Source organism: Kribbella italica (genome assembly GCF_014205135.1).
Lineage (GTDB): Bacteria > Actinomycetota > Actinomycetes > Propionibacteriales > Kribbellaceae > Kribbella > Kribbella italica.
Genome location: NZ_JACHMY010000001.1, coordinates 4,976,408 through 4,998,853, shown reverse-complemented (window position 1 = coordinate 4,998,853; position 22,446 = coordinate 4,976,408). Strand labels below are relative to the sequence as shown.

General features: G+C 70.0%; 19 protein-coding genes. 10 read left to right on the top strand and 9 right to left on the bottom strand.

Annotation, left to right across the window (positions count from 1 at the left end; genetic code table 11):
* Positions 1 to 13: 13 nt before the first annotated feature.
* Positions 14 to 1,207, bottom strand: coding sequence for an integrase core domain-containing protein (locus HDA39_RS23235; RefSeq protein ID WP_420488705.1), 1,194 nt, complete (start codon positions 1,205 to 1,207; stop codon positions 14 to 16).
* 321 nt (positions 1,208 to 1,528) lie between these two features.
* Between HDA39_RS23235 and HDA39_RS23230 the strand changes: the two genes are divergently transcribed.
* A complete protein-coding gene (locus HDA39_RS23230) occupies positions 1,529 to 3,154 on the top strand; it encodes an AMP-binding protein (protein WP_184798356.1) in 1,626 nt (541 codons plus the stop codon).
* A 26-nt stretch (positions 3,155 to 3,180) separates the two neighbouring features.
* On the opposite strand, the gene HDA39_RS23225 is transcribed toward HDA39_RS23230, so the two are convergent.
* A complete protein-coding gene (locus HDA39_RS23225) occupies positions 3,181 to 4,041 on the bottom strand; it encodes a LysR family transcriptional regulator (protein ID WP_273482841.1) in 861 nt (286 codons plus the stop codon).
* A 109-nt stretch (positions 4,042 to 4,150) separates the two neighbouring features.
* On the opposite strand from HDA39_RS23225, the gene HDA39_RS23220 reads away from it, so the two are divergent.
* Positions 4,151 to 5,356, top strand: coding sequence for an MFS transporter (locus tag HDA39_RS23220; protein WP_184798354.1), 1,206 nt, complete (start codon positions 4,151 to 4,153; stop codon positions 5,354 to 5,356).
* On the opposite strand, the gene HDA39_RS23215 is transcribed toward HDA39_RS23220, so the two are convergent.
* Genes HDA39_RS23215 through HDA39_RS23205 form a run of 3 tightly spaced genes read right to left on the bottom strand, consistent with a single transcriptional unit; the run spans position 5,287 to position 7,809 of the window.
* The gene (locus HDA39_RS23215) at positions 5,287 to 6,246 is read right to left on the bottom strand and encodes a R2-like ligand-binding oxidase (RefSeq protein ID WP_184798352.1); all 960 of its coding nucleotides are present in this window, start codon (positions 6,244 to 6,246) and stop codon (positions 5,287 to 5,289) included. The two genes, HDA39_RS23220 and HDA39_RS23215, sit on opposite strands and share 70 nt — an antisense overlap.
* Positions 6,246 to 6,824, bottom strand: a complete 579-nt coding sequence (locus HDA39_RS23210) for a TetR/AcrR family transcriptional regulator (RefSeq protein ID WP_184798350.1) — start codon at positions 6,822 to 6,824, stop codon at positions 6,246 to 6,248. The genes HDA39_RS23215 and HDA39_RS23210 overlap by 1 nt, the downstream gene beginning before the upstream one ends.
* A gap of 55 nt (positions 6,825 to 6,879) precedes the next feature.
* Complete coding sequence (locus HDA39_RS23205) at positions 6,880 to 7,809, bottom strand: TauD/TfdA dioxygenase family protein (RefSeq protein WP_184798348.1); 930 nt, start codon at positions 7,807 to 7,809, stop codon at positions 6,880 to 6,882.
* 84 nt (positions 7,810 to 7,893) lie between these two features.
* Here HDA39_RS23205 and larE point away from each other — a divergent pair, with 84 nt between their 5' ends.
* The gene (gene larE / locus HDA39_RS23200; protein WP_337925858.1) at positions 7,894 to 9,363 is read left to right on the top strand and encodes an ATP-dependent sacrificial sulfur transferase LarE; all 1,470 of its coding nucleotides are present in this window, start codon (positions 7,894 to 7,896) and stop codon (positions 9,361 to 9,363) included.
* 224 nt (positions 9,364 to 9,587) lie between these two features.
* Positions 9,588 to 9,971 carry a cold shock domain-containing protein gene (locus HDA39_RS43375; RefSeq protein ID WP_184798346.1) on the top strand — a complete coding sequence of 128 codons (384 nt, stop codon included), beginning with the start codon at positions 9,588 to 9,590 and terminating at the stop codon, positions 9,969 to 9,971.
* A 120-nt stretch (positions 9,972 to 10,091) separates the two neighbouring features.
* On the opposite strand, the gene HDA39_RS23190 is transcribed toward HDA39_RS43375, so the two are convergent.
* Complete coding sequence (locus HDA39_RS23190; RefSeq protein ID WP_184798344.1) at positions 10,092 to 10,802, bottom strand: TetR/AcrR family transcriptional regulator; 711 nt, start codon at positions 10,800 to 10,802, stop codon at positions 10,092 to 10,094.
* Positions 10,803 to 10,899: 97 nt separating this feature from the next.
* On the opposite strand from HDA39_RS23190, the gene HDA39_RS23185 reads away from it, so the two are divergent.
* On the top strand, positions 10,900 to 12,429 hold the full coding sequence (locus HDA39_RS23185; protein ID WP_184798342.1) for an MFS transporter: 1,530 nt from the start codon (positions 10,900 to 10,902) through the stop codon (positions 12,427 to 12,429).
* 280 nt (positions 12,430 to 12,709) lie between these two features.
* Here the strand turns inward: HDA39_RS23185 and HDA39_RS23180 are convergent, their stop codons facing one another.
* Positions 12,710 to 14,581: an MFS transporter gene (locus HDA39_RS23180; RefSeq protein WP_238356130.1), complete on the bottom strand. Its 1,872-nt coding sequence runs from the start codon at positions 14,579 to 14,581 to the stop codon at positions 12,710 to 12,712.
* Positions 14,582 to 14,667: 86 nt separating this feature from the next.
* Here HDA39_RS23180 and HDA39_RS23175 point away from each other — a divergent pair, with 86 nt between their 5' ends.
* Positions 14,668 to 15,555: a DUF3027 domain-containing protein gene (locus tag HDA39_RS23175; RefSeq protein ID WP_184798340.1), complete on the top strand. Its 888-nt coding sequence runs from the start codon at positions 14,668 to 14,670 to the stop codon at positions 15,553 to 15,555.
* 1 nt (position 15,556) lies between these two features.
* Here HDA39_RS23175 and HDA39_RS23170 read toward each other — a convergent pair whose 3' ends face one another.
* Positions 15,557 to 15,877 (bottom strand): DUF2530 domain-containing protein, encoded by a 321-nt coding sequence (locus tag HDA39_RS23170; protein WP_184798338.1) that lies wholly within the window; start codon positions 15,875 to 15,877, stop codon positions 15,557 to 15,559.
* 71 nt (positions 15,878 to 15,948) lie between these two features.
* Here HDA39_RS23170 and HDA39_RS23165 point away from each other — a divergent pair, with 71 nt between their 5' ends.
* Both HDA39_RS23165 and HDA39_RS23160 read left to right on the top strand, forming a co-directional pair.
* Positions 15,949 to 17,415: an NCS2 family permease gene (locus HDA39_RS23165; RefSeq protein WP_184798336.1), complete on the top strand. Its 1,467-nt coding sequence runs from the start codon at positions 15,949 to 15,951 to the stop codon at positions 17,413 to 17,415.
* A gap of 92 nt (positions 17,416 to 17,507) precedes the next feature.
* The gene (locus HDA39_RS23160) at positions 17,508 to 19,574 is read left to right on the top strand and encodes a S9 family peptidase (RefSeq protein ID WP_184798334.1); all 2,067 of its coding nucleotides are present in this window, start codon (positions 17,508 to 17,510) and stop codon (positions 19,572 to 19,574) included.
* Here HDA39_RS23160 and HDA39_RS23155 read toward each other — a convergent pair.
* Entirely contained in the window at positions 19,516 to 20,604 is a 1,089-nt protein-coding gene (locus tag HDA39_RS23155) for a hypothetical protein (protein WP_184798332.1), read from the bottom strand. The two genes, HDA39_RS23160 and HDA39_RS23155, sit on opposite strands and share 59 nt — an antisense overlap.
* Before the next feature lie 91 nt (positions 20,605 to 20,695).
* Here HDA39_RS23155 and HDA39_RS23150 point away from each other — a divergent pair, with 91 nt between their 5' ends.
* Together HDA39_RS23150 and HDA39_RS23145 are read left to right on the top strand one after the other, a co-directional pair.
* Entirely contained in the window at positions 20,696 to 21,145 is a 450-nt protein-coding gene (locus HDA39_RS23150; protein ID WP_238356129.1) for a MarR family winged helix-turn-helix transcriptional regulator, read from the top strand.
* A complete protein-coding gene (locus HDA39_RS23145; protein WP_184798328.1) occupies positions 21,142 to 22,443 on the top strand; it encodes an MFS transporter in 1,302 nt (433 codons plus the stop codon). Before HDA39_RS23150 ends, HDA39_RS23145 begins: the two co-directional genes overlap by 4 nt.
* Positions 22,444 to 22,446 lie beyond the last annotated feature (3 nt).

Here is a 22,446-nt window from a genome sequence, read left to right as displayed (position 1 = left end):
GACACTGGATGTGTCAGGACATCGGTGACGGTTTAGAGGTTTGGCGTGGGCCGCTGGGGCGGCCGTTGCCGACGTAGGTCACTCCGGGCGCGGGCCTGGTGTGCTCGATGAGGATCTCGCCTTCGAGGTCGGCAACGGTGATCTTGTCGCCGGCTGTGATGACGAGGACCTGCTGGAAACCTCGTCGCCCGTCGACCATGTACTGGACCTTGTTCAGCATGAAGACGCCGTTGCTGGCCAGCTTCTTGACGACGGTGCCGTCGGGCAGGTCGGTAGGCACCGGTGTCCGGGCGGGTCGGGGCCGGGTGACGGGACGGCGGAACAGATCGCGGGTGGGGCGGGGTGCCTCGGTCTTCTCGGTGGCCTGCCAGGCGGTCAGGGGTGTGATGCGGCCGGGCAGTCCTTGGTGGGGGCGCTGGGTGTTGTAGATGTGGTCGAAGGCGTCGACCTGGGTCTGCAGCTGGGCCAGATCGGCGGCCAGTGGCTGCTTGTCGAGGTAGCGGAACAGGGTCTGGTGGAAGCGTTCGTTCTTGCCCTGGGTGGTTGGTTTGTAGGGCTTGCCGGTGATCGGCTCGACGCCTAGGGCCATCAGGTGGACGACGAGCTGGCCAAGGAGTCCGCGCCGCGAGGGGTTGAGCGCCGATCCGTTGTCGGACAACAGCCGCTGGGGCACGCCATAGGCGGTCACGGCCTTGTCGAACACGACGATCGCCGCCTCGGAGGTCTCGCCCCACGCGACGTGGGAAGCGACCGCGTAGCGGGAGTGGTCGTCGATGAGCTGGAAGATCACGCATTTGCGGCCGCGAGTGAGCACGTACTCGGTGGCGTCGAGCTGCCAGCAGGCGTTCGGGGCCGGATAGACGAACCGGCGCCACGCAGCCCTTGGCTTCTTCCTTGGTTCCAGCCGTGCCACGCCGGCCTCGCGGAAGATCCTGGCCAGCGACGCGACCGAAGGCACCACCTCTAGGCCCATCGCGTGCATCTTGTCGTGCACGCTGATCGGGCCGCAGTCCAGCCCGGACTGCTCGAGTGCAGCCCGGACCCCGATCGCCTGCTGCTTGACCTCATCGGCCAGCTTCGACGGGCTCGACTTCGGTCGCCGCGATCTCGGCTCCAGCGCCGCCGCGGGCCCGTCGGTGAGGCTGCGCCGCCGGATCTCATAGAACGTCTTGCGCGAGATGCCGTGCTCGGCACAGAAGGTCGTCACCGCCCCACGTGGAGCGTTAGACGGCCACTGTGCGATCGCGAGACGGACACGAGGATCAACAAGCTCATTCTTCGACACCCGCGGAGTCGACCGAGCCAGGACACCACCGACCCCGACGACTCACCGAAGTGTCACCACCAAGATCCCCGAAAGTGTCACCGATGTCCTGATGTGGATCCGTCACCTATGTCCTGCGACATAACACTTGCCGTCCACACCCTGTTCGCCTTCACTCGAACACGTGTTCGACTCTGCTGCTAGTGTATCCGCGACAGGCCGAAGGGGGTTGTCGCGTTGCTACCGCGGAGTCACTATGGCGCCATGGGTGTGCCTTCTTATGCGTCCGGAGTGTCCGACGTTGCGTTGCTGGGCGAGACGATCGGCGCGAACCTGCGCCGGACCGTCGCCGCGTACGGCGGGCAGGAGGCGCTGGTCGAGGTCGCCTCGGGCCGGCGCTGGACGTACGCCGAGTTCGGTGTTGCCGTCGACACCTTCGCGAAAGGCCTGCTGGCGCGGGGGATCCGCACGGGCGACCGGGTCGGCATCTGGGCGCCGAACTGCGCCGAGTGGACGATCACGCAGTACGCGACGGCAACGATCGGCGCGATTCTGGTGAACATCAACCCGGCGTACCGCACGCACGAGCTGTCGTACGCGCTGAACCAGTCCGGCGTGCGGCTGCTGATCTCGGCGACCGAGTTCAAGACCAGCGACTACCGGGCGATGGTCGACGAGGTCCGCGGTGACTGCGCGGCCCTCGAGGACACCGTCTACATCGGTACGCCGGACTGGGACGCCGTCGTCGCCGCGGCCGGCGGGACGACCGACGAGCAACTGGCCGCGCGAGAGGCGGAGTTGAGCTTCGACGACCCGATCAACATCCAGTACACGTCGGGCACGACCGGTTTCCCCAAGGGGGCAACGCTTTCGCACCACAACATCCTCAACAACGGGTACTTCGTCACCGAGACGATCGGCTTCACCACCGAGGACCGGCTCTGCATCCCGGTGCCCTTCTACCACTGCTTCGGCATGGTGATGGCCAACCTCGGCTGCACCACGCACGGCGCGTGCATGGTGATCCCGGCGCCCGCCTTCGACCCGGCGGCGACGCTGCAGGCCGTCCAGGACGAGCGCTGCACCGGCCTGTACGGCGTACCGACGATGTTCATCGCCGAGCTCGGGCTGCCGGACTTCGCCGACTACGACCTGAGCTCGTTGCGCACCGGTGTGATGGCCGGGTCGCCGTGCCCGATCGAGGTGATGAAGCGGTGCGTCGCCGACATGCACATGGCCGAGGTCGCGATCTGCTACGGCATGACCGAGACGTCGCCGGTGTCCACGCAGACCCGCCGCGACGACGACCTCGACCGGCGGACGTCGACCGTCGGTCAGGTGATGCCGCATGTCGAGGTGAAGCTCGTCGATCCCGCCAGCGGCCTCGTCGTACCGCGGGGTGAGCCGGGCGAGCTGTGCACCCGTGGGTACTCGGTGATGCTCGGCTACTGGGACGACGACGAGAAGACCGCCGAGGCGATCGACCGGGCCCGCTGGATGCACACCGGCGACCTCGCGACGATGCGCGACGACGGGTACGTGAACATCGTCGGCCGGATCAAGGACATGGTCATCCGCGGGGGCGAGAACGTGTACCCGCGGGAGATCGAGGAGTTCCTCTACACCCACCCGTCGATCGCCGACGTCCAGGTGGTCGGCGTCCCGGACGCCAAGTACGGCGAGGAGTTGTGCGCCTGGATCAAGCTCAAGGACGGCGCGGATCCGCTGGACGCCGACGCCGTGCGCGACTTCGCCACCGGCAAGCTGGCCCGCTACAAGATCCCGCGCTACGTGCTGCTCGTCGACGACTTCCCGATGACGATCACCGGCAAGATCCGCAAGGTCGAGATGCGCGAGCGGTCCGTCGAACTGTTGGGACTCACCAACTAATCAGGCGGCGACATGTCGACAAAGATCTAGTCGCCCATCAGTGCGGCCGCGAAAGCCTTCAGGGACGGGGTTTCCTCGCCGCGCCGCCAGACCAGACCCAGCGCCGAGTCCGGCAGCCCCGTGATCGGGATGTGCACGATGTCGGTGCGCTGGTTCTGCTCGGCGGTCGGCCGGCACAGCAGCATGCCGCCGCGGTTCGCGGCGATCATCGACAGCCCCTCCTGCAGCGTGCGGACCTCAGGGCCGCGCCTAACGAGCGCACCTGAGGGCGTCTGCGTCGGTGCCTGGGCCTGGCGCCAGTAGCCAGGCGCAGGTGACGCGACCGAGATCAGCACGGTGCCGGCGAGGTCCTCGACATCGAGCAGCGACCGGCCGGCCAGCGGGTGCTTCACCGAGACGGTCAGCGTCTGCGGCTGCTCCGAGAAGACCGGCCCGAGGATGAGATCGTCCTCGGCGACCGGCAGCAGCACCACCGCGCTGTCGACCTCACCGCGCCGCAACGCCCCGAACGGATCGTTGAGCGGCAGCTCCGTCACCTCGATCAGGCAGCACGGGTGCTCCTCCTGGAAGACGGCGACGGCCGCCAGGATGTTGTCGTTCGCCGTGCCCTGGAAGCCGATCCGCAGCTGCCCGCCACCACCGGCGGCCGTCTCCTGCGTGGTCGCGACCACCCGCTCCAACGCGGCGTACGCCGGACGCAGCGACTCCAGGAACTCCTGCCCGAGCGGCGTCAGCGACACGCGCCGACTGGTCCGCTCGACCAGCCGGCCGCCGATCCGGCGTTCGAGGGCACGCAGCAGCTGGCTGACCCGGCTCTGGGTCAGGTAGAGCCGCTCGGCCGTCCGCCCGAAGTGCAGCTCCTCGGCCAGGACCAGGAAGCACTCCAGCTCACGGAGCTCCAGGCTGATGACGGCCTCCTCGATCGATGAGTGTGACTACTCCAAGGATGACCACATCGTCGTTGTTCCCGTCCAGCAGGTCCCGTTGGCTGGAACCATGACAACCCTGTGCGTCGACGAGACTCGGACCGAAGGCTGGGCCGCGGCCGTGACGATGGCGGTCACCGTGTTCACCGTCGTCACTGCCGAGATGCTCCCGGTCGGCCTGCTGACCCCGATCGGAGCGTCGCTCGGCGTGAGTGAGGGCACCGCCGGCCTGACCCTCACCGTGACCGGCCTGGTCGCAGCCGCGAGCTCACCAGTTCTCCCGCTGCTCCTGGGCAAGGTGGACCGCCGAGCCGTGCTGGTCGGGCTGATGCTCCTGCTGGCCGGTGCCAGCCTGCTGGCGGCCTGGTCACCCACGTACGGCGTACTGATCGCTGCCCGCATCCTCACCGGCGTCTCGATGGGTGGTGTCTGGCTGCTGACCGTCGGGCTTGCCTCGCGCCTGGTCCCACCGCAGTCGGTCGGCCCGGCGACCTCACTGATCTTCAGCGGCATCGGCATCGCCTCCGTCCTCGGCATCCCCGCCGCCGCGTACGTCGGCGAGCTGGTCGGCTGGCGCTGGGCCTTCGCCTCGATCGGCATCCTGTCCCTGGTGCTGGCGGCAGCGATCGCCGCACTCCTCCCACCCCTGCCCGCCGCCGCCGCCGTACGCCTCGCAGATGTCTCAGCAGCCCTGCGCATCAAGCAGGTACGAGTAGGACTCGTCCTGGTCGCGCTCCTGGTCACCGCCCACTTCTCGGCGTACACCTACATCCGTCCCATGCTGGACGGGCTCGGCCCCTCGCTCGTCGGCACCCTGCTGCTCGCGTACGGCGTTGCAGGCGTCACCGGGAACTTCGTAGCCGGCTCGGCCAAGTCCTACCGCGTCATGCTCGGTGTGATCGCCGCACTGATCGCGCTGCCCGTCCTCGCCATGCCCCTCCTCGGCACCACCGTCCCCGGAGCCCTTGTCCTGCTGGCGATCTGGGGCTTCGGGTACGGCGGCACCACGGTCACCACGCAGGCCTGGAACCACGCCGCCGCTCCCACCGCGCCCGAGGCCTCATCTGCACTCCTGGTGGGAGTCTTCAACGGAGCCATAGCTCTGGGCGCCTTCAGTGGCGGCCGAGTGGTCGACCACCTGGGCACTACCGCCGTGACCTGGCTGACCGGACTACTGGCCCTCACTGCCCTAGCAGTCGTAGTCCGTCACCGGACAGCGGCCAGCGCCGCCGAGTCCTCGGCGCCGAAGTCGTCCTCGAGTTTCTCGGGGGAGTAGTCGAGGTCGATGCCGGCCACGTCCGCGCCGACCGCGGACTCGATCGCGCCGAGGCGACGGGTCGCGCGGTCGCCGGCGTACGTCATCAAAGCGGTCGGGTTGATCTCCGGCGGGAGCTCGGGGGAGTTCTCCAGCGCCCACTGGATCTGCACGAGCGCGTGGGGGAGCAGTTCCTCCATCGTGTCGGTGACGACCTTCCAGTTCGACTCGTCGGCCGCGACGTGCCGGCGGCAGGTGAAGGTGCCCCAGGCCATGTGTCGGCGCTCGTCGTCGCCGATGCGCCGGATCAGTTCCTGCATGCCGGGCAGGATGCCGCGGGCGGTGCAGAGCAGGTTCCAGGCGTGGTAGCCGGTGAGGGCCAGAGTCCCTTCCACCACGTGGTTGTACGTGACCGAGGCGCGGACCTGGTTGGCGGGCGACGGGTCGTCGGCCAGCGACTTGAGGGCCACCGGCAACGCTTCGTAGAAGATCGCCCGGTAGCCGGGGTTGTGCTCGACGTACCGGTGCAGGTCCTCGGTGACGCCGACCGCGTCCAGCCAGAGCCGGAAGACCGCGGTGTGCTTGGCCTCCTCGAAGCAGAACTGGGTCAGGTACATCTCGTCGCCGAACCGGCCCTCCGCGGCCATCGCCTGCAGGAACGGCTGCAGGTCCTCGGTGACCGCCTCCTCGCCGGCGATGAACTGCGCGCACAGCATCATCGCGTTGTCCTTTTCGTTCGGCGTCAGCCGCTGCCAGTCCTCCGCGTCCTGGCTGAAGTCGATGTCACGCGGGTTCCAGAACTTCCGGTTGCCCTTGTCGAACAGCCGCAGCGGCAGCGCGTCCCAGTTGAAGCCGCCTTCGCGCAGCGAGTTGAAACCCTTACGGTGCTGAGGATTCGCCGTGGTCGTCATCACTGCCTCCTGAGGAACGGGCCCAGCACCTGAGCCACCTGGGACGCGACGACCGCGGGTGCGGCGCCGGGGTTCACGATGTGACTCAGTACGACGCGCAGCGCGATGTCCACGCAGGTAGTCGCGTCCTGCGCCGGCACCTCCGGCCAGTGCTCCCGGACATGGGCGTCGAGCCGCTGGTGGCTCAGCTCCAGCACCTGCTGCCCCCGTGTGGTCAGCAGCTGACTGGCCTGGTCCGAACCGGGCTGCCCCAGTGCGGCCTTCACCAGCGGGTTGTCCGCGGCGAGCGTCAGTGCCCGCTCGACCGCGGCCCGCAATCCGTCGATCGGGTCGCCGTGCTCACTCAGCGCCGCGTTCACCTCGAGCAGGAACCGCTCGGTCTCCCGCGCCGCCACCGCCTGCAGCAGGCCCCACCGATCCTTGAACTCGTTGTAGACCGTCTGCCGGGACACCCCGACCCGGCGGCCGACCTCGGCCATCTTCAGCCCGTCGTAGCCGCCGGCCACCAGGACGTCGTACGCCGCGTCGAGCAGCTCGTCGTGCAGCCGCCGCTTCGTACGGTCAGCGAAGGTGTCCATGCCTCTCAGGGTTTACAAATCTGGCCTTGGTGTCAAGAGATCGGACGCGGGGGACTCAACTGTCAAGTGAAGAGAAGTGCGCCGCGTCGCCCGTGCGCGGCGTGCTCCGGACCCCGTCGACGCTCACCGGGACGTCGCCGGCCAGCGTGATCCGGTGCAGCCGCCGCGGCTGGTCGTCGTAGTCCGCGACGCCGAAGTGCTGGGTCGCGCGGTTGTCCCAGATCGCCAGGTCGCCCGGCTGCCACTGCCAGCGGACGGTGTTGTCCAGGTGGGTCACCCGGTTCTGCAGCAGCTGGAAGAGCTGCGTGGTCTCGGCCGAGCTGAGCCCGACGAAGCGGCGTACGAAGTGCCCGAGGACCAGCGACCGCTCGCCGGTCTCCGGGTGCACGCGGACCACCGGGTGCTCGGTCTCGAACAGCTGCGAGACGAACTGGTCGTAGTACTCCTGGAACTTCACGTCGATCCCGCCGATCCGCGTCTCGTCCCGCGCGCCGGCGTAGTCGTAGATGTTGCTGTGCACCGCCCAGAGCTTGTCGACCAGCGCCTTCAGCGGGACCGGCAGGTTCTCGTACGCCGTCACGGTGTTCGCCCAGCTGGTGTTGCCGCCGTACGCCGGCAGCGTGACCGCCCGGAGCAGGCTGATCGCCGGGATCCGGTCGACGAACGTGACGTCGGTGTGCCAGCTGTTCGCCTTGCTGTAGTCGGAGTCGATCGGCAGCACGCTGCTCGCGCCCTCGACGCTCTTCGCGGTCGGATGGGCCAGCGTCGGCGTCCCGAGGAGCCGGGCGAACGCGAGCTGCCCGGCGTCGTCCAGGTGCTGCTGGTCGCGGAAGAAGATCACCTTGTGGGTGAGCAGGGCCTGCCGGATCGTGGCGACGGTCGCGGGGTCCAGGTCGCCGCCGAGCCGGACCCCGCCGATCACCGCCCCGATCGCGCTGCCGGCCTTGGAGACGGTCACGGTGGGTGCTGTCAGTTGGGTGGTCATATGTTCTATATTCCACTGATTCGGTGGACTTTGCAGCGGGTTCGCCATCTGAGACGCCCGGCGCGACGACGTAGGATCTGGGATGTGTCAACCGCCGAAATGCCGTCCGCCGCCACTGCCACCGACGTACCGGAACTCGTGGTCGGGTTCGATCTGGACATGACGCTGATCGACTCGCGGCCCGGGATCCAGGCGGTCTGGGACCTGCTGGCCGCCGAGACCGGCGCGGAGATCGACACCGACCTGGTGGTGAGCCGGCTCGGGCCGCCGCTGACCTGGGAGATGGCGCACTGGTTCCCCGCGGACCAGGTCGACGCGATGGTCGCGCGGTACCGCGAGGTCTACCCGGCGCACGCGATCACCGGAAGCCTGCCGCTGCCGGGCGTCGCCGAGTCGTTGGCCGCGATCCGGGCGCTGCGCGGCCGGACCATGGTGGTGTCGGCCAAGTACACCCCGAGCGTCAAGCTGCATCTCGACCATCTCGGCCTCGACGTCGACGAGCCGGTCGGCGACCTGCACGGCGCCGACAAGGGGATCGCCCTGCGCGAGCACCAGGCGACGATCTACGTCGGCGACCACACGGCCGACATCGACGGAGCCCACGCGGCCGGAGCGGTCGCGGTGAGCGTGGCGACCGGGCCGTTCACCGCCGACGAGCTGCGGGCGTACGGCGCGGACGTCGTCCTGAACGACCTGACCGAGTTCCCCGCCTGGCTGGACGCGTACGTGCTGGAGCAGCGGCTCGAGGCGCTGATGGCCCGCCTGGCGTCGTACCCGAGTCTGGTCGTCGCGTTCAGCGGCGGCGCCGACTCGGCCTTCCTGCTGGCGGCCGCGGCCCGCGCGATCGGCCCGGCCAACGTGGTCGCGGCGACGGCGGTCAGCCCGAGCCTGCCGGTCGCCGAGCTGGAGCCGGCCGCGCGCTTCGCCGACGGTGTCGGCGTCCGGCACGTCACGCCGCCCACGCACGAGATGGACCGCGAGGGGTACCAGGCCAACGCCGGCGACCGGTGCTACTTCTGCAAGGCCGAGCTGGTCGAGACACTGCAGCCGATCGCCGACGAGTTCGGCATCGCCGCGATCGCGACCGGGACGAACGCCGACGACGCGATCGCCGGGTTCCGGCCGGGCATCCGCGCGGCGTTCGAGCGCGGCGCGATCACGCCGCTGAAGGACGCCCGGCTGACCAAGGCGCAGATCCGCGAGGCGTCGCACAGCTGGGGCCTGGAGACGTCGGACAAGCCGGCCGCGGCCTGCCTGTCGAGCCGGATCGCGTACGGCGTACGGATCACGCCGAACCTGCTGGCCCGCGTTGACCGGGCCGAGCAGGCCGTCCGCGCGCACCTGGCGCCGTACGGCGTGCAGAACGTCCGCGTCCGCGACCTCGGCCAGTCCGCGAGCATCGAGATCGACGCCGCGCTGCTCGGCGCGGTCGACAGCGCGGCGCTGGTCGAGCTGGTCCGCGCCGAGGGCTTCCTCGCGGCCGCGGTCGACCCGCGCGGGTTCCGTTCGGGGTCGATGAACGAGCGGCTGAAGGAGCCCGAGAAGTACCGCTGACACCAGCCGGTACTCCGGTTCCCGGGGATCGTTCCATCGGCGATCCGGTCGCAGCGCGGCGCCGCCCGGAATTACGAGACCGGGGAGTGTGGAATCGGTGCCTGATCAGGTAGTTTTCCACAGGCGAGGCGCACCCTGTTCACGTACGCTGGGTAGCCGGCCCGGGCAGCCCGTCCGGTCCCCTTTTCCGTCCTGTTCCGTCGATCGACACCGAAGAGGTTCCCGTGCCTGTTGGCAAGGTCAAGTGGTATGACTCCGAGAAGGGGTTCGGCTTCCTCAGCAAGGAGGAGGGCGGGGACGTCTACGTGCGCGCGGAGGCCTTACCGGCCGGAGTGACCAGCCTCAAACCGGGCCAGAAGGTCGAGTTCGGCGTCGTCGAGGGCCGCAAGGGTGAGCAGGCACTGCAGGTCCGGCTGATCGACCCGCCGCCGTCGGTGGCCAAGGCGATGCGCCCGAAGCCGGAGGAGATGGCGCTGGTCGTCGAGGACCTGATCAAGCTGCTCGACAACCTCGGCGAGGGCTACCGCCGCGGCCGCCACCCGGACGGCAAGGCCGCCCGCCAGGTCGCGACCGTACTGCGGGGAGTCGCCGACCGCTTGGACATCTGACCGGAGTACGACGCCCGCGCCGTCGCCCCGTCCCGGGCTCGGCGCGGCTCCCTCCTCGCGAGCAGGCCTCCGCGCTCTCCCTCTCTTTCCCCCCACCGCGGAGCTCGGGCCGATGGACCTTCAGCCCTTCCGCCGTTCGATCAGTTGCTGGATGCCGTCGAGGACGACGTCCAGCCCGTCGGTGAAGTCGTCGGCGTACTCGATGTCGAGGTCGGCCAGGCCGGCCGCGATCGTCGGGTAGCGGTCCGGGGTCGCGAGCATCGCGAGCCGCTGCCCGTAGAGCCGGTCGGCGCCGTCGTCCATCCGCAGGTTCGTGGTCAGTTGCGCCGTACCGCGGACGTAGATGTTGACCAGCATCATCGACGACAACTGGTCGTTCGGCGTCAGCGGCGTGTTCTCGAACGCGCGCAGCGCCGCCTCCATCCAGTCCAGCTGCCGCGGTGACAGCGGCGCCTCGAACACCGGCACCTGCAGCACCCACGGGTGCCGCGCCAGCGACTGCCGGAAGTGCTCGGCCCAGGCGGTGATCCGCCCCCGCCAGTCCAGCGACTCGTCCACCGGGGCGGCCGCGCCGAACGCCTCGTCGAGCATCACGACGTACAGGTCGTCCTTGGCCTCGACGTACCGGTAGAGCGACATCGTGGTGAAGCCGAGCGCGGCCGCCACCTTGCTCATCGACACCGCGCCGAGCCCGCCGGCGTCGGCCAGCCGGACCGCGGCCGCGCCGATCTCGCTGATGTGGAACGTCGGCTTCGGCCCCGGCCGGGCCGGGCCCTCCAGTCCCCACAGTTGCTGCAGCACCCTCGGCAGCTCGACCTCGCTCGTTTCCATGGCCGCAGTCTATCTGTTTACAACATAGACAGATAGCCGCTATGGTCTGCGTATGGCGCACACAGTGTGCGTCGTACGCAGATCATCTGGAGGGGTCATGACCGAACGCGCCGGCCGGAAGGAGTGGATCGCGCTGGGGGTGCTCGCGCTGCCGCTGCTGCTGGTCTCGATGGACGTGTCGGTGCTGTACTTCGCGGTCCCGTTCATCTCGGCCGACCTCGGGGTGAGTGCCACCGAGCAGCTGTGGATCTTCGACATCTACGGCTTCGTGCTGGCCGGGATGCTGATCACGATGGGCGCGCTCGGCGACCGGATCGGCCGGCGCAAGCTGCTGCTGCTCGGCGCGGTCGCGTTCGGCCTGGCGTCGGTCGCTGCGGCGTACGCGCAGACCCCGGAGCAGCTGATCGCCGCGCGCGCCGTGCTCGGGATCGGCGGCGCGACGCTGATGCCGTCGACGCTCGCGCTGATCCGCAACATGTTCCACGACGCCGGCCAGCGGCAGAAGGCGATCGCGTTCTGGAGTGCGGTGATGCTCGGCGGGATCTCGCTCGGGCCGGTGCTCGGCGGAGTGCTGCTCGAGCACTTCTGGTGGGGCTCGGTGTTCCTGATCAACACACCCGCGATGGTGCTGCTGCTGGTGATCGCGCCGATCCTGCTGCCGGAGTTCAAGGCGCCCGCGCTGGGGCGGTTCGACCTGTTGGGGTCGGTGCTGTCGCTGGCCGCGGTGCTGCCGGTGATCTGGGGGATCAAGGAGATCGCGGCGCACGGTGTGGACGCGCTGCCGGTGGTCGCGATCGTGGTCGGGCTGCTGATGGGCGCGGCGTTCCTGCAGCGGCAGCGGACGGCGGCGTACCCGATGGTCGAGCTGGGCATGTTCCGCAACCGGGCCTTCAGCGGCGCGCTCGCCGCGAACACGATCGGCATGCTCGCCCTGGTCGGCAACGCGGTCTTCATGACGCAGTACCTGCAGCTGGTCCTCGGTCTGAGCCCCTTGAAGGCGGCTCTGTGGGCGCTCGTCCCGTCGGTTGCTGTCGGCGGCGCCGCGCCTTTGTCGACCGTCCTGGCGGCCCGATTCGACCGTGCCTATGTCCTCGGCGGCGCCTTCCTCTTGTCGGCCGGCGGCTTCCTCGTCCTCACCCAGATCGAGGTCACCTCACGCTTGTGGGTCCTTCTCTCGGGCTCGGGGTTGCTGGCCGCCGGTCTCGTGATGGTGATGGCCCTGGTCACCGAAGCAGTCGTCGGCGCCGTCGCCCCCGAACGAGCCGGCTCGGCGTCGGCCCTGATGGAAACCTGCAGCGAGTTCGGCGGCGCGTTGGGCATCGCCGTTCTCGGGAGCATCGGTACGGCGGCCTACCGCTCGGACCTGAAGCTGCCGGCTGATCTCCCGGCTGGTGTCGCCGATGGTGCCCGGGAGGGCCTCCCGGCGGCCACCGCCGTCGCGGCCCAGCTCCCCGCGCAGGTGCACGACACAGTCCTCACCGCAGCAAGGCACGCCTTCAACCACAGCCTCAACATCGCGGCTGTCGTAGGAGCCGCGTTGCTGATCGTCACCGCGGTCACCATCACCCTCGTCCTGCGAGGAACCGCGGAGGCAAAGACCCCAGCCCACCCCGCCAACCTCCCCTAACCACCCCGGCCCCCGCCCCGGCTCCGGCCCCCGCCCCGGCTCCGGCACCCGACCCAGGCCCAGGCACCCGACCCAGGCCCTCCCACGACCCAGGCCCCGGCCTCCGGCCCCGACCCCCGGCCTCCGGCCCCGACCCCCGGCCTCCCGGCCCCCCTGCCCCGGCCCTGGCCCTCCCTCGGGCGATGACTGCTTCCTTGTTTGACGAGTGACGTGTTGTACCGCGCCAGTCGTCAAACAAGGAAGCAGTCGAGGCTAGGGGAGTGGCAGGGGTGGAGGTGGGTCAGGTTGGGCGGCGGCGGCGGAACAATCCCGGCCGGCGGCCGACGCGGGGTTCGCCGGTGGTGCGGGGCCCGTCGTCGACGCGGGGCCTGTCGTCGGGGCGCTGGCCGGCCGGTTGTTCGGCGGTGCGCTCGACGGTTGGTTCTTCGGCCCACTTCGCCGGCTCGGCGACGGTCTCGGCGACGGTGTCGTCGTCGTCCGGCTGGCCGCTCCACCAGCGGCCGGCGGGCGCGCTGCCCGGCGTCGGCCGTTCTCCGGCGGGCGTCTGCTCCGCCGGCTTGATGCGGAGCTCGACGGTGGGTTCGTTGGTCCGGGGGCTGTCGGTGCGCGGGCCCTCGGCCCGGCGTTCGCTGATGCGGGTGGTGGGCGGCTCGCTGGTCATCACCGTGCGGGCGGTGTCCTCGGTGCGGGGGACCGGGCGGGTCTCGGCGTGCGGCGCCGGAGTGCGAGGAGCCGACGGGCCGGACGGCGTACGGGGTTGGGGTGCGGGCTTGTGGCGGACGACCAGGAAGATCACCACCAGCAGGACCGCGGCGAGGAAGCCGAAGCCGAGGCGGGGGATGAGCGGGAGGACGATGCCGCAGCCGCCGCCGATCACCCAGGAGAGCTGGAGGACGGTTTCGGAGCGGGCGAAGACCGAGGTGCGGACGGTCTCCGGGACGTCGCGTTGGATCATCGCGTCCAGGGACAGCTTGCCCAGCGAGCTGCACAGACCGGCGACCAGGCCGAGCAGGATCAGGGTCGGGAAGCCGTAGAAGATCGCGACGGTGAGCGCGATGGCGGCGTCCGCGAGCAGGACGACGAGGACGACGACCTCAGGTTTCCTTGCCTTGAGCAACGACCCGGCGACGGTTCCCAGGCTGTTGCCGAGGCCGGCCGCCGCGATCACCGCCCCGGCCGCGACCACGCCGTCGAGGCCGCTGATCGGTTTGTCGCGCAGCAGGAACGCCAGGTACATGGTCAGGAAGCCCGAGACGAACCGCAGCCCGAGGTTGCACCGGATGCCGCGGGAGACCGCCGCCGTGATCGCGCGGCGGCGCGCCTCGCGTCCGGCCGAGCCGGTCATCTCCTCGCCGGCCGGCGAGTCCACACGGCTCGGCAGGCGGATCGCGAGGACCAGGCCGACGGTGTAGACCACGGCGGCCCAGCGCAGCGACCACTCCGGTCCGATCGCCGCGAACGCGCCCGCGATGCCCGCGCCGACCGTCGCTCCGGCGACTCCCGCGAGCGAGATCCGCGAGTTGGCGGTGACGAGGGTGATCCCCTTCGGCAGCAGCCGCGGTACGGCGGACGCCCGCGTCACGCCGTACGCCTTGGAAGCCACCAGACACCCGAGCGCCGCCGGGTAGAGCCAGGTCGAGCTGTCGTGGATCGACGCGGCCAGGCTCCAGACGAGGAAGCCGCGGAGCCCGAGCGTCGCGCCGATCGCCCAGCGGCGGCCGTGGCGGAACCGGTCCAGGATCGGGCCGATCAGCGGGGCCATCAGCGCGAACGGCGCCATCGTCAGCAGCAGGAACAGGGCGACGCGGTCGCGCGCCTGCTCACTCGGTACGGCGAAGAACACGGTGCCCGCGAGGGAGACGGCGAACGCGGTGTCGCCCGCGGCGTTCACCGCGCCGAGCTCGATCAGCCGCGACAGCCCGGACTCCCGCGCGCCCTGCGCGCCGGTCAGTCCCGAGATCCGCCGCCCGGTCGCCTTGCCCACGCGCCCGGTGGCCCCGGCCGTCTTCTTCGAGATCGAGGCGAACCCGGTGGCACCGACCTTGGACGCGTGCCCGACCTTCTTGCTCGCGCTCCCGAGCCGCTGCCCGGCCGTCCCCAGCCGCTCACCGGCGGTCTTCTTGCCGCTGCTCGTCGGGTCGGGAGTCTCCATACACCCATCCTGCCTTGTGCGGGGGACAGAGCGCAGGCGCGGCACGGTTCGGATTCCGTTGGTACGGCGTGCGAGAATGAGCGACTGTGACTCCCGTCAAAGCTCCGGAACCGGTCCGCGCCAAGCCCGACGCCGTCTGCGTCGGGGCGGTGGAACCTGCCCGCGACGCCGCGATCGAGGAAGCCGGCGCCGCGCAGGTCGGGGAACACCTCGGCCACTCGGTCGAGGGTGAGCGGCTCGTCACGCACTACTTCGCCTCCGCGCACCCGGGTTACAAGGGCTGGCGCTGGGCGGTGACGGTGACGCGTGCGTCGCGCGCCAAGACCGTCACGGTCAACGAGGTCGTCATGCTGCCGGGCGACGTCGCGATCGTCGCGCCCGAGTGGGTGCCGTGGTCGGACCGCGTCCAGCCGGGCGACCTGCGGCCGGGTGACCTGTTCCCGACGTTGCCGGAGGACCCGCGGCTCGAGCCGGGCTACACCGACACCACCGGCGCGCCCGACGAGGTGCTCGCGGTGGTCGAGGAGCTCGGTCTGGGACGCGAGCGGGTGCTGTCGCCGTCCGGTCGTGAGGACGCGGCCGAGCGCTGGTACGCCGGGGACTTCGGCCCGGCCTCACCGATCGCGCAGGCCGTGCCGTTCAAGTGCAACTCCTGCGGGTACTGGATCCGCCTCGCCGACAGCCTCGGCCAGGCCTTCGGCGCGTGCGCGAACGAGATGGCTCCGGGCGAGGGGCGCGTCGTCGCGTACGACTACGGCTGCGGCGCGCACTCCGACGTCGTGATCGAGGCGCCGGACCACCCGTCGACCGAGCACGCGTTCGACACCACCGGGTACGACGAGCTGGCGATGCCGACGGCTCCGGCCGAGTCCGGCGACGAGGTCGCCGAGGCGGACGCCGTACAGGCCGAGGTCGAGGCCGCCGCCGAGCCGACGTCGGACGACGAGGTGGAAGAGGTCGCCGCGAAGGACTGACTCAGTCCTCGTGGGCCGGGGCACCGTGCCCGGCCTGGATGCTCGACCAGCGGCGCTTGCAGTACGCCAGGCCGATCCATCCCAGCCCGAACCCCGCGACCGTGACCCACAGCCACCACTCGTCGCCGGACCGCTTCAGGTCGTCGCGGAAGATCAGCACGACGACGAACGCCAGGGCCCAGGCGACGATGCCGGCGATCACGGTCGGTACGCCGGACAGGTCGAGCGGCTTGACCTCGGCGTGCACCAGCTCGCCGCGGGCCAGCTGACTGGTCGGGTCGTTGCGCTTCTTCGACGCCGCTGCCGGCTTCTCGTCTGCCACGTGATCACCTTAACGCCTCGCCTCCCCGGGATCGCTCGCGTAGCCCCGGGGAGAACTGGCACGATGCGCTCATGAGCGAGCGCCCGGCTGTTGCCTCCCGCCCCGGTTTCCTGGACTCCTTCTTCAAGATCACCGATCGCGGCTCGACCGTCCCCCGGGAGATCCGCGGCGGTCTGGTGACGTTCTTCACGATGGCCTACATCGTCGTGCTGAACCCGTTGATCATCGGCACCGTCAAGGACAGCAGCGGCCAGTACGTCGGCGGCGGCACCGACCCGACCGCCTCGATCGCCAAGGTCGCCGTCGCGACCGCGCTGATCGCGGGCGTGCTCACGATCCTGATGGGCCTGGTCGCGAACTTCCCGCTCGCACTGGCCACCGGCCTCGGCCTGAACGCGTTCCTGGCCTACTCGGTCGCCTCGAAGATGACCTGGGCCGACGCGATGGGCCTGGTCGTGCTCGAGGGCATCATCATCTTGATCCTGGTGCTGACCGGCTTCCGCCGAGCCGTCTTCGAAGCCGTTCCACGCCAGCTCAAGGTCGCGATCAGTGTCGGCATCGGCCTGTTCATCGCGTTCATCGGCGTGATCGACGCCGGTTTCGTCCGGCGCCCGGCCGCACCCACCGGCCCGCCGGTCGAGCTCGGCGTCGGTGGCAGCCTGCGCGGCTGGCCGGTGCTGATCTTCGTCGTCGGCCTGGTCCTGATCGTCACCCTGTACGCGCGCAAGGTGAAGGGCGCGATCCTGATCGGCATCCTGGTCGCGACCGTGCTGGCAATCGTCGTCGAGGCGATCACGGACGTCGGCGCCCGGACCCCGGACAACCCCGGCGGCTGGGGCCTGAGCGTTCCGTCGCTGCCGGACAGCTGGTTCAGCAGACCCGACCTGGACCTGCTCGGTGAGTTCAGCCTGTTCGGCTCGTTCGCGCAGATCGGCGCGGTCTCGGCGATCCTGCTGATCTTCACGCTGATGCTGGCCGACTTCTTCGACACGATGGGCACGATGACCGCGATCGGTGCCGAGGCGAACCTGCTCGACGCCGACGGCAACCCGCCGAACGCGCAGCGGATCCTGATCGTGGACAGCGTCGCCGCGGCCGCCGGTGGTGCCGGCTCGGTGTCCAGCAACACGTCGTACATCGAGTCCGCGTCGGGTGTCGGCGAAGGCGCCCGGACCGGGCTGGCCAGTGTGGTCACCGGGATCTGCTTCCTGATCTCGATGGTGGTCGCGCCGCTGGTCACGCTGGTCCCGTACGAGGCCGCGACGCCGGCGCTGGTGCTGGTCGGGTTCCTGATGATGACCCAGGTGAAGGGCATCGACTTCGACGATCTCGAGGTCGCCATCCCGGCGTTCCTGACCATCATCCTGATGCCGTTCACGTACTCGATCTCGGCCGGGATCGGCGCCGGGTTCGTCTCGTACACGCTGCTCAAGGTGGTCCGCGGCAAGGCCCGCGAGGTGCACCCGCTGATGTGGATCGTGTCGGCGCTGTTCGTGGTCTACTTCGCGATCGGCCCTCTGGGCGACTGGCTGACCTGAGTGCTTGGTAGACTGAGGATCTCTTCGGGTTCTCCGAGCGTACGAAATCCCCCTCTCCGCGGTGTGCTGCTACGACGCCAAGGCTCTCGGTTATGAACAACTATCTGGAGACCTATCCCGCGTCAGCCGCCCGAACCCAACGCTTCAGCCTCGGCCTGCCGAAGGCCTTCGTCACCTCGCCGGACGGCGAGCGCGTGCTCTTCCTGCGCACCCGCGGCCCGGAGGACCGCACCAGCTGCCTGTGGATCCTGGACGGCGACGAGGAGCGCCTGCTGGTCGCTCCCGAGCAGCTCGGCGCCGACGGACCGGTCCCCGAGGCCGAGAAGATCCGCCGCGAACGCACGCGGGAACGCAGCAGCGGCATCGTCTCCTTCTCCACCGACGCCGGCCTCACGGTCGCCGTCTTCCCGGTCAGCGGCAAGCTCTGGCACCTCGACCTGCTGACGGGCACACTCCGCGCCCTGGAAACTCCAGGCGCGGTCGTCGACCCGCGTCTGGATCCGACCGGCCACCGGGTCGCCTACGTGACCGACGGCAGCCTCCACGTCCTGGAGCTTGCCGACGGCAACGATCGGGAGCTGGCCGCGGCCGACGGCCCCGACATCTTCTGGGGCCTGGCTGAGCACGTCGCCTCCGAGTCGATGAACCGCACCCGCGGCCACTGGTGGTCCCCGGACGGCACTCGGCTGCTCGCCACCCGGGTGGACCAGACCCAGGTCCAGCGCTGGTGGATCGCCGATCCCGCCAACCCCGCGAGTCGCCCGCGCGAGGTCGCCTACCCAGCAGCCGGTACGCCGAACGCCGTGGTCACGCTGCACGTCCTCGACCTCGACGGCCGCCGTACGGACATCGACTCCGGTGACTTCGAGTACCTCCCGACAGCCGCCTGGGACGCCCACGGCGTACTGCTCTCCGTCCAGTCCCGCGACCAGAAGACAGTGCAGGTCCTCGCCGCCGACCCGACCACTGGCCGGACCGCGGTGCTCCACGAGCAGCGTGATCCCGCCTGGGTCGAGCTGGTGCCCGGCACCCCGGCCAGGACCGCCTCCGGCAAGCTGGTCGTCGCCGACGACACCCCCTCCACCCGCCGCCTGCTGATCGACGGCCGCGCGGTGACGCCCGAGGGCCTGCAGCTCCGCGCGGTCCTGGACGTCACCGGCGAGACCGTCCTCTTCCAGGCGAACGACGAGCCCACCGAGCGCCACCTGTGGCTGCACGACCCCACCGGACTCCACCAGCTGACCAACAGCCCAGGCGTCCACACCGCAGCAGGCGGCGTGGTCACCTCCAGTACCGAGACGGGTCAGGCGTTCGCCGTACGGCGTACTGGTCGCCAGATCGAGTCCCTGGCGGTCCGGCCGGCTCTAGAGCCACGCATCACCTGGCTGCGCGCAGGCGACCTGCAACTCCGGACCGCACTCGTCCTGCCCTCCTGGTACGAGCCGGGGACGACACTGCCCGTCCTGATGACCCCGTACGCCGGTCCGGCGCTCCAGGTCGCCGTCCGCGCCGCCACCCCGCTGTGGCCGACCGCCCAGTGGTACGCCGAAGCAGGCTTCGCCGTGATCATCGCCGACGGCCGCGGGACACCCGGCCGCGGCCCGGCCTGGGACAAGACCGTGTACGGCGACACCCTGTCCCTGCCGCTCGAGGACCAGGTCACCGCACTGCACGCGGCGGCGGAGTACTGCCCCGACCTCGACCTGACCCGCGTCGGCATCACCGGCTGGAGCTACGGCGGCATCCTGTCGACCATCGCCGTACTGCGTCGGCCGGACGTCTTCCACGCCGCGGTCGCCGGTGCCGGACCGAGCGACCCGAGGCTGTACGACACGCACTGGCGCGAGCGCTTCCTCGGCCACCCGGACGAGAACGCCGAGGCCTACGACCGCAGCTCACCCCTCCCGGAGGCCGCCAACCTGTCCCGCCCGCTCCTGCTGGTCCACGGCCTGGCCGACGACAACGTGGTGGCCGCCCACACGCTCCGCCTGTCAGCCGCGCTCCTGGCTGCCGGCCGCCCACACCAGGTGCTACCCCTGTCCGGCGCGACCCACATGCCGACCGACGAGGCAACCTCCGAGGGCCTGATGCGCCACCAGCTCAACTTTCTGCGGGAAGCACTCGGGATCGCAGCTCCAGGTACTCCGCCCGGGCGGTGAACAGCGTGCGGAGCTCGTCGGTGACGTTGTCGAGGAACTCCGTGCGGTAGGTGGCATCCGTCATCAGTGAGATCGAGTAGTACAGCCCGGTGAAGTTCGCGATCCCGACCGCGACCTTCACCAGGGCCGCACTGATCAGCACGGGGTTGCCGAGCAGGTCGAACGTGTACGACCAGGAGCCGGCCTGGATGCCCCACTCGCCGTAGATCTTCTCGCTGATCGCGAGCATGCCGAAGGCAACGAAGAAGGCGCCGACGCCGGCGCTGACCACCAGGACCTGCATCCACTGACGGACCACCAGGCTGATGCTCAGGTTCAGCCGCTGGACCCGGCGCAGTGGTGGGCCGGTGCCGGCGTCGCGCTCGATCTTGTCCAGCTCCTGGGGCAGGCGCAGGACCAGGAACAGGTCGCTGAGCAGCGCGAACGCGATCGCCGAGAGCACGATGAACGCGATCGGCATGCCCGCGAAGACCTGCCACATCTCGGTGTTCACGAACAGCACGAGCGAGAACACGAGCAGCAGCGGCAGCGCCCGGATCAGGCTGGCCACCGAGTTCGCCAGCTCGCTCGCGAGCCGGCGGACGCCCCAGACCGTCGTACCGATCAGGCCGTAGCCGACGACGACGTACACGAGACCGAGCAGGACCAGGTTGCTGAGCGCGACGCCGAAGAACTGCTTCCACTGGAAGTGCGACACCACCGGCAACAGCGCCGGCAGCAGCACGAAGACGGCCAGCTCGGGCGTGCCGAGCCGGGTCGGGAACGACCAGAACGGCCGGCCGCGCATCCCGTTGAGCAGACCGAACCCGCCGATCAGGACCGCGAGCCCGCCGAGCACGGCCAGGGCGTTCTGCCACCAAGGCCAGGTCAGCTCGATCGCGCCGAGCACCTCGGCGAGGAAGACCAGCGCCAGCACCGGCGTGGCCCGGGCGAAGATGTCGTGCGTCGGCGAGAAGTCCTCGATGAACAGCGGCAACCCGGCCCGCCGGAACCGCTGCTCGTACTTCACCAGCTCGACCGGAGTCCCCATGGCCGATCACCCTACCGGGACGGCCGGACCACCCGGTGGAATACCCGGTCAATATTTTTCGTTAGCAAAGGTAATGAGTTATGCTAACGATATGCCCGAAGTCGTAGCCCAGCAGGTGAAGAGTGACGTCGGCCTGGCCAGCGCGTTGCGGTCGTCCACCCTGCGCCTGTCCCGGCAGATCCGGCGCCAGCGCGAGGACGGGCACGACCTGACCGCGAACCAGCTCGGCGTCCTCGGTGCTCTCGGCAAGCACGACGCGATGACGGTCGGCGAGCTGGCCGCGCACGAGCAGGTCAAGCCCCCGTCGATGACGCGCATCGTGTCGAACATGGAGGACGCGGGCCTGGTCGCCCGCCGTCCGCACCCGACCGACAAGCGCCAGATCGTGGTCGAGCTGACCGACGCCGCCCACGCGCTGCTGCGCGCCAACCGCCGGCGCCGCGACGAGTGGCTGCAGACCAAGCTGAAGAAACTGACTCCTGAGGAGCGCGACATCCTGCGCAAGGCAGCACCTGTTCTCGAACGACTGGCGGGCTCGTGAGCCCGACCTTCCGGGCCTTCAAGGTCCGCAACTTCCGGCTCTACGCCTCCGGCGCGATCATCTCCAACACCGGCACCTGGATGCAGCGGGTCGCCCAGGACTGGCTGGTCCTCGAGCTGACCCACTCCGGGACGGCGCTCGGCATCGTCACCGGTCTGCAGTTCCTGCCGGCCCTCCTGCTGTCGCCGTACGCCGGTCTGGTCGCCGACCGGTTCCCGAAGCGGCGGGTCCTGACCGTCACCCAGCTGGCGATGGGCTCGGTCGCGCTCGTGCTCGGCACGCTCGCCGTCACCGGGGTGGTGCAGGCCTGGCACGTCTTCGCGCTGGCCTTCCTGTTCGGCGTCGGCACCGCCTTCGACGCCCCGACCCGGCAGGCCTTCGTGGTCGAGATGGTCGGCAAGGACGACCTGCAGAACGCGGTCGGCCTGAACTCGGCGTCCTTCAACGCCGCCCGGCTGATCGGCCCGGGACTGGCCGGCCTGCTGATCGCCTGGATCGGGACCGGTCCGGTGATCATCATCAACGGCCTGAGCTACGCCGCGGTGATCCTGTCGCTGTGGCTGATGGTGCCCGACGAGCTGCACACGCCGAAGATGGCCGGTCGCGAGAAGGGCATGATCCGCGACGGCATGCGCTACCTGTGGCGCCGGCCGGACCTGATGATGGTGCTGGTCGCGGTGTTCTTCGCCGGGACCTTCGGGCTGAACTTCCAGATGACGTCGGCGCTGATGGCCACCAGCGCGTTCCACAAGGGCGCGGGGGAGTACGGCATCCTCGGGTCGATCCTGGCGATCGGCTCGCTGATCGGCGCCCTGCTGGCGGCGCGCCGGGTCCGGACGCGGGGCCGGCTGGTGATCGGCGCCGCGCTGGCCTTCGGCGCGATGGACGTGATCAGCGGCCTGATGCCGACGTACCTGTCCTTCGCCGCCGTGCTGCCGCTGGTCGGTTTCACCGCGCTGACGATGCTGACCGCGGCCAACGCGACCATGCAGCTCGGTATCGAGCCGACGATGCGCGGCCGGGTGATGGCGCTGTACATGACGGTCCTGATGGGCGGTACGCCGATCGGCTCGCCGTTCATCGGCTGGATCGGGCAGGAGTTCGGCGCCCGCTGGTCGCTGGTCGTCGGGGGCGGGCTCACCATCCTCGGCACGGTCGGCTCGGTGCTGTACTTCTCCCGCCGCCAGGGCCTCGCGATCCGGCCACGGCTGCTCCCGCGCCCCCGGCTGGAGATCCTCCCGCAGACCGAACTGCTCGCCGACAAGGCCACGGTGGAAACGAACCCGAAGGTCGCCTGACCA

Bases quoted from the DNA above. Each gene is read 5' to 3' on its own strand.
- HDA39_RS23150 (WP_238356129.1), top strand. From the start codon at position 20,696: ATGCCCGAAGTCGTAGCCCAGCAGGTGAAGAGTGACGTCGGCCTGGCC.
- HDA39_RS23210 (WP_184798350.1), bottom strand. From the start codon at position 6,824: ATGGACACCTTCGCTGACCGTACGAAGCGGCGGCTGCACGACGAGCTG.
- HDA39_RS23220 (WP_184798354.1), top strand. From the start codon at position 4,151: ATGACAACCCTGTGCGTCGACGAGACTCGGACCGAAGGCTGGGCCGCG.
- HDA39_RS23230 (WP_184798356.1), top strand. From the start codon at position 1,529: ATGGGTGTGCCTTCTTATGCGTCCGGAGTGTCCGACGTTGCGTTGCTG.
- HDA39_RS23190 (WP_184798344.1), bottom strand. From the start codon at position 10,802: ATGGAAACGAGCGAGGTCGAGCTGCCGAGGGTGCTGCAGCAACTGTGG.
- HDA39_RS23160 (WP_184798334.1), top strand. From the start codon at position 17,508: ATGAACAACTATCTGGAGACCTATCCCGCGTCAGCCGCCCGAACCCAA.
- HDA39_RS23180 (WP_238356130.1), bottom strand. From the start codon at position 14,581: ATGGAGACTCCCGACCCGACGAGCAGCGGCAAGAAGACCGCCGGTGAG.
- HDA39_RS23215 (WP_184798352.1), bottom strand. From the start codon at position 6,246: ATGACGACCACGGCGAATCCTCAGCACCGTAAGGGTTTCAACTCGCTG.
- HDA39_RS23165 (WP_184798336.1), top strand. From the start codon at position 15,949: ATGAGCGAGCGCCCGGCTGTTGCCTCCCGCCCCGGTTTCCTGGACTCC.
- HDA39_RS23155 (WP_184798332.1), bottom strand. From the start codon at position 20,604: ATGGGGACTCCGGTCGAGCTGGTGAAGTACGAGCAGCGGTTCCGGCGG.
- HDA39_RS23205 (WP_184798348.1), bottom strand. From the start codon at position 7,809: ATGACCACCCAACTGACAGCACCCACCGTGACCGTCTCCAAGGCCGGC.
- HDA39_RS23185 (WP_184798342.1), top strand. From the start codon at position 10,900: ATGACCGAACGCGCCGGCCGGAAGGAGTGGATCGCGCTGGGGGTGCTC.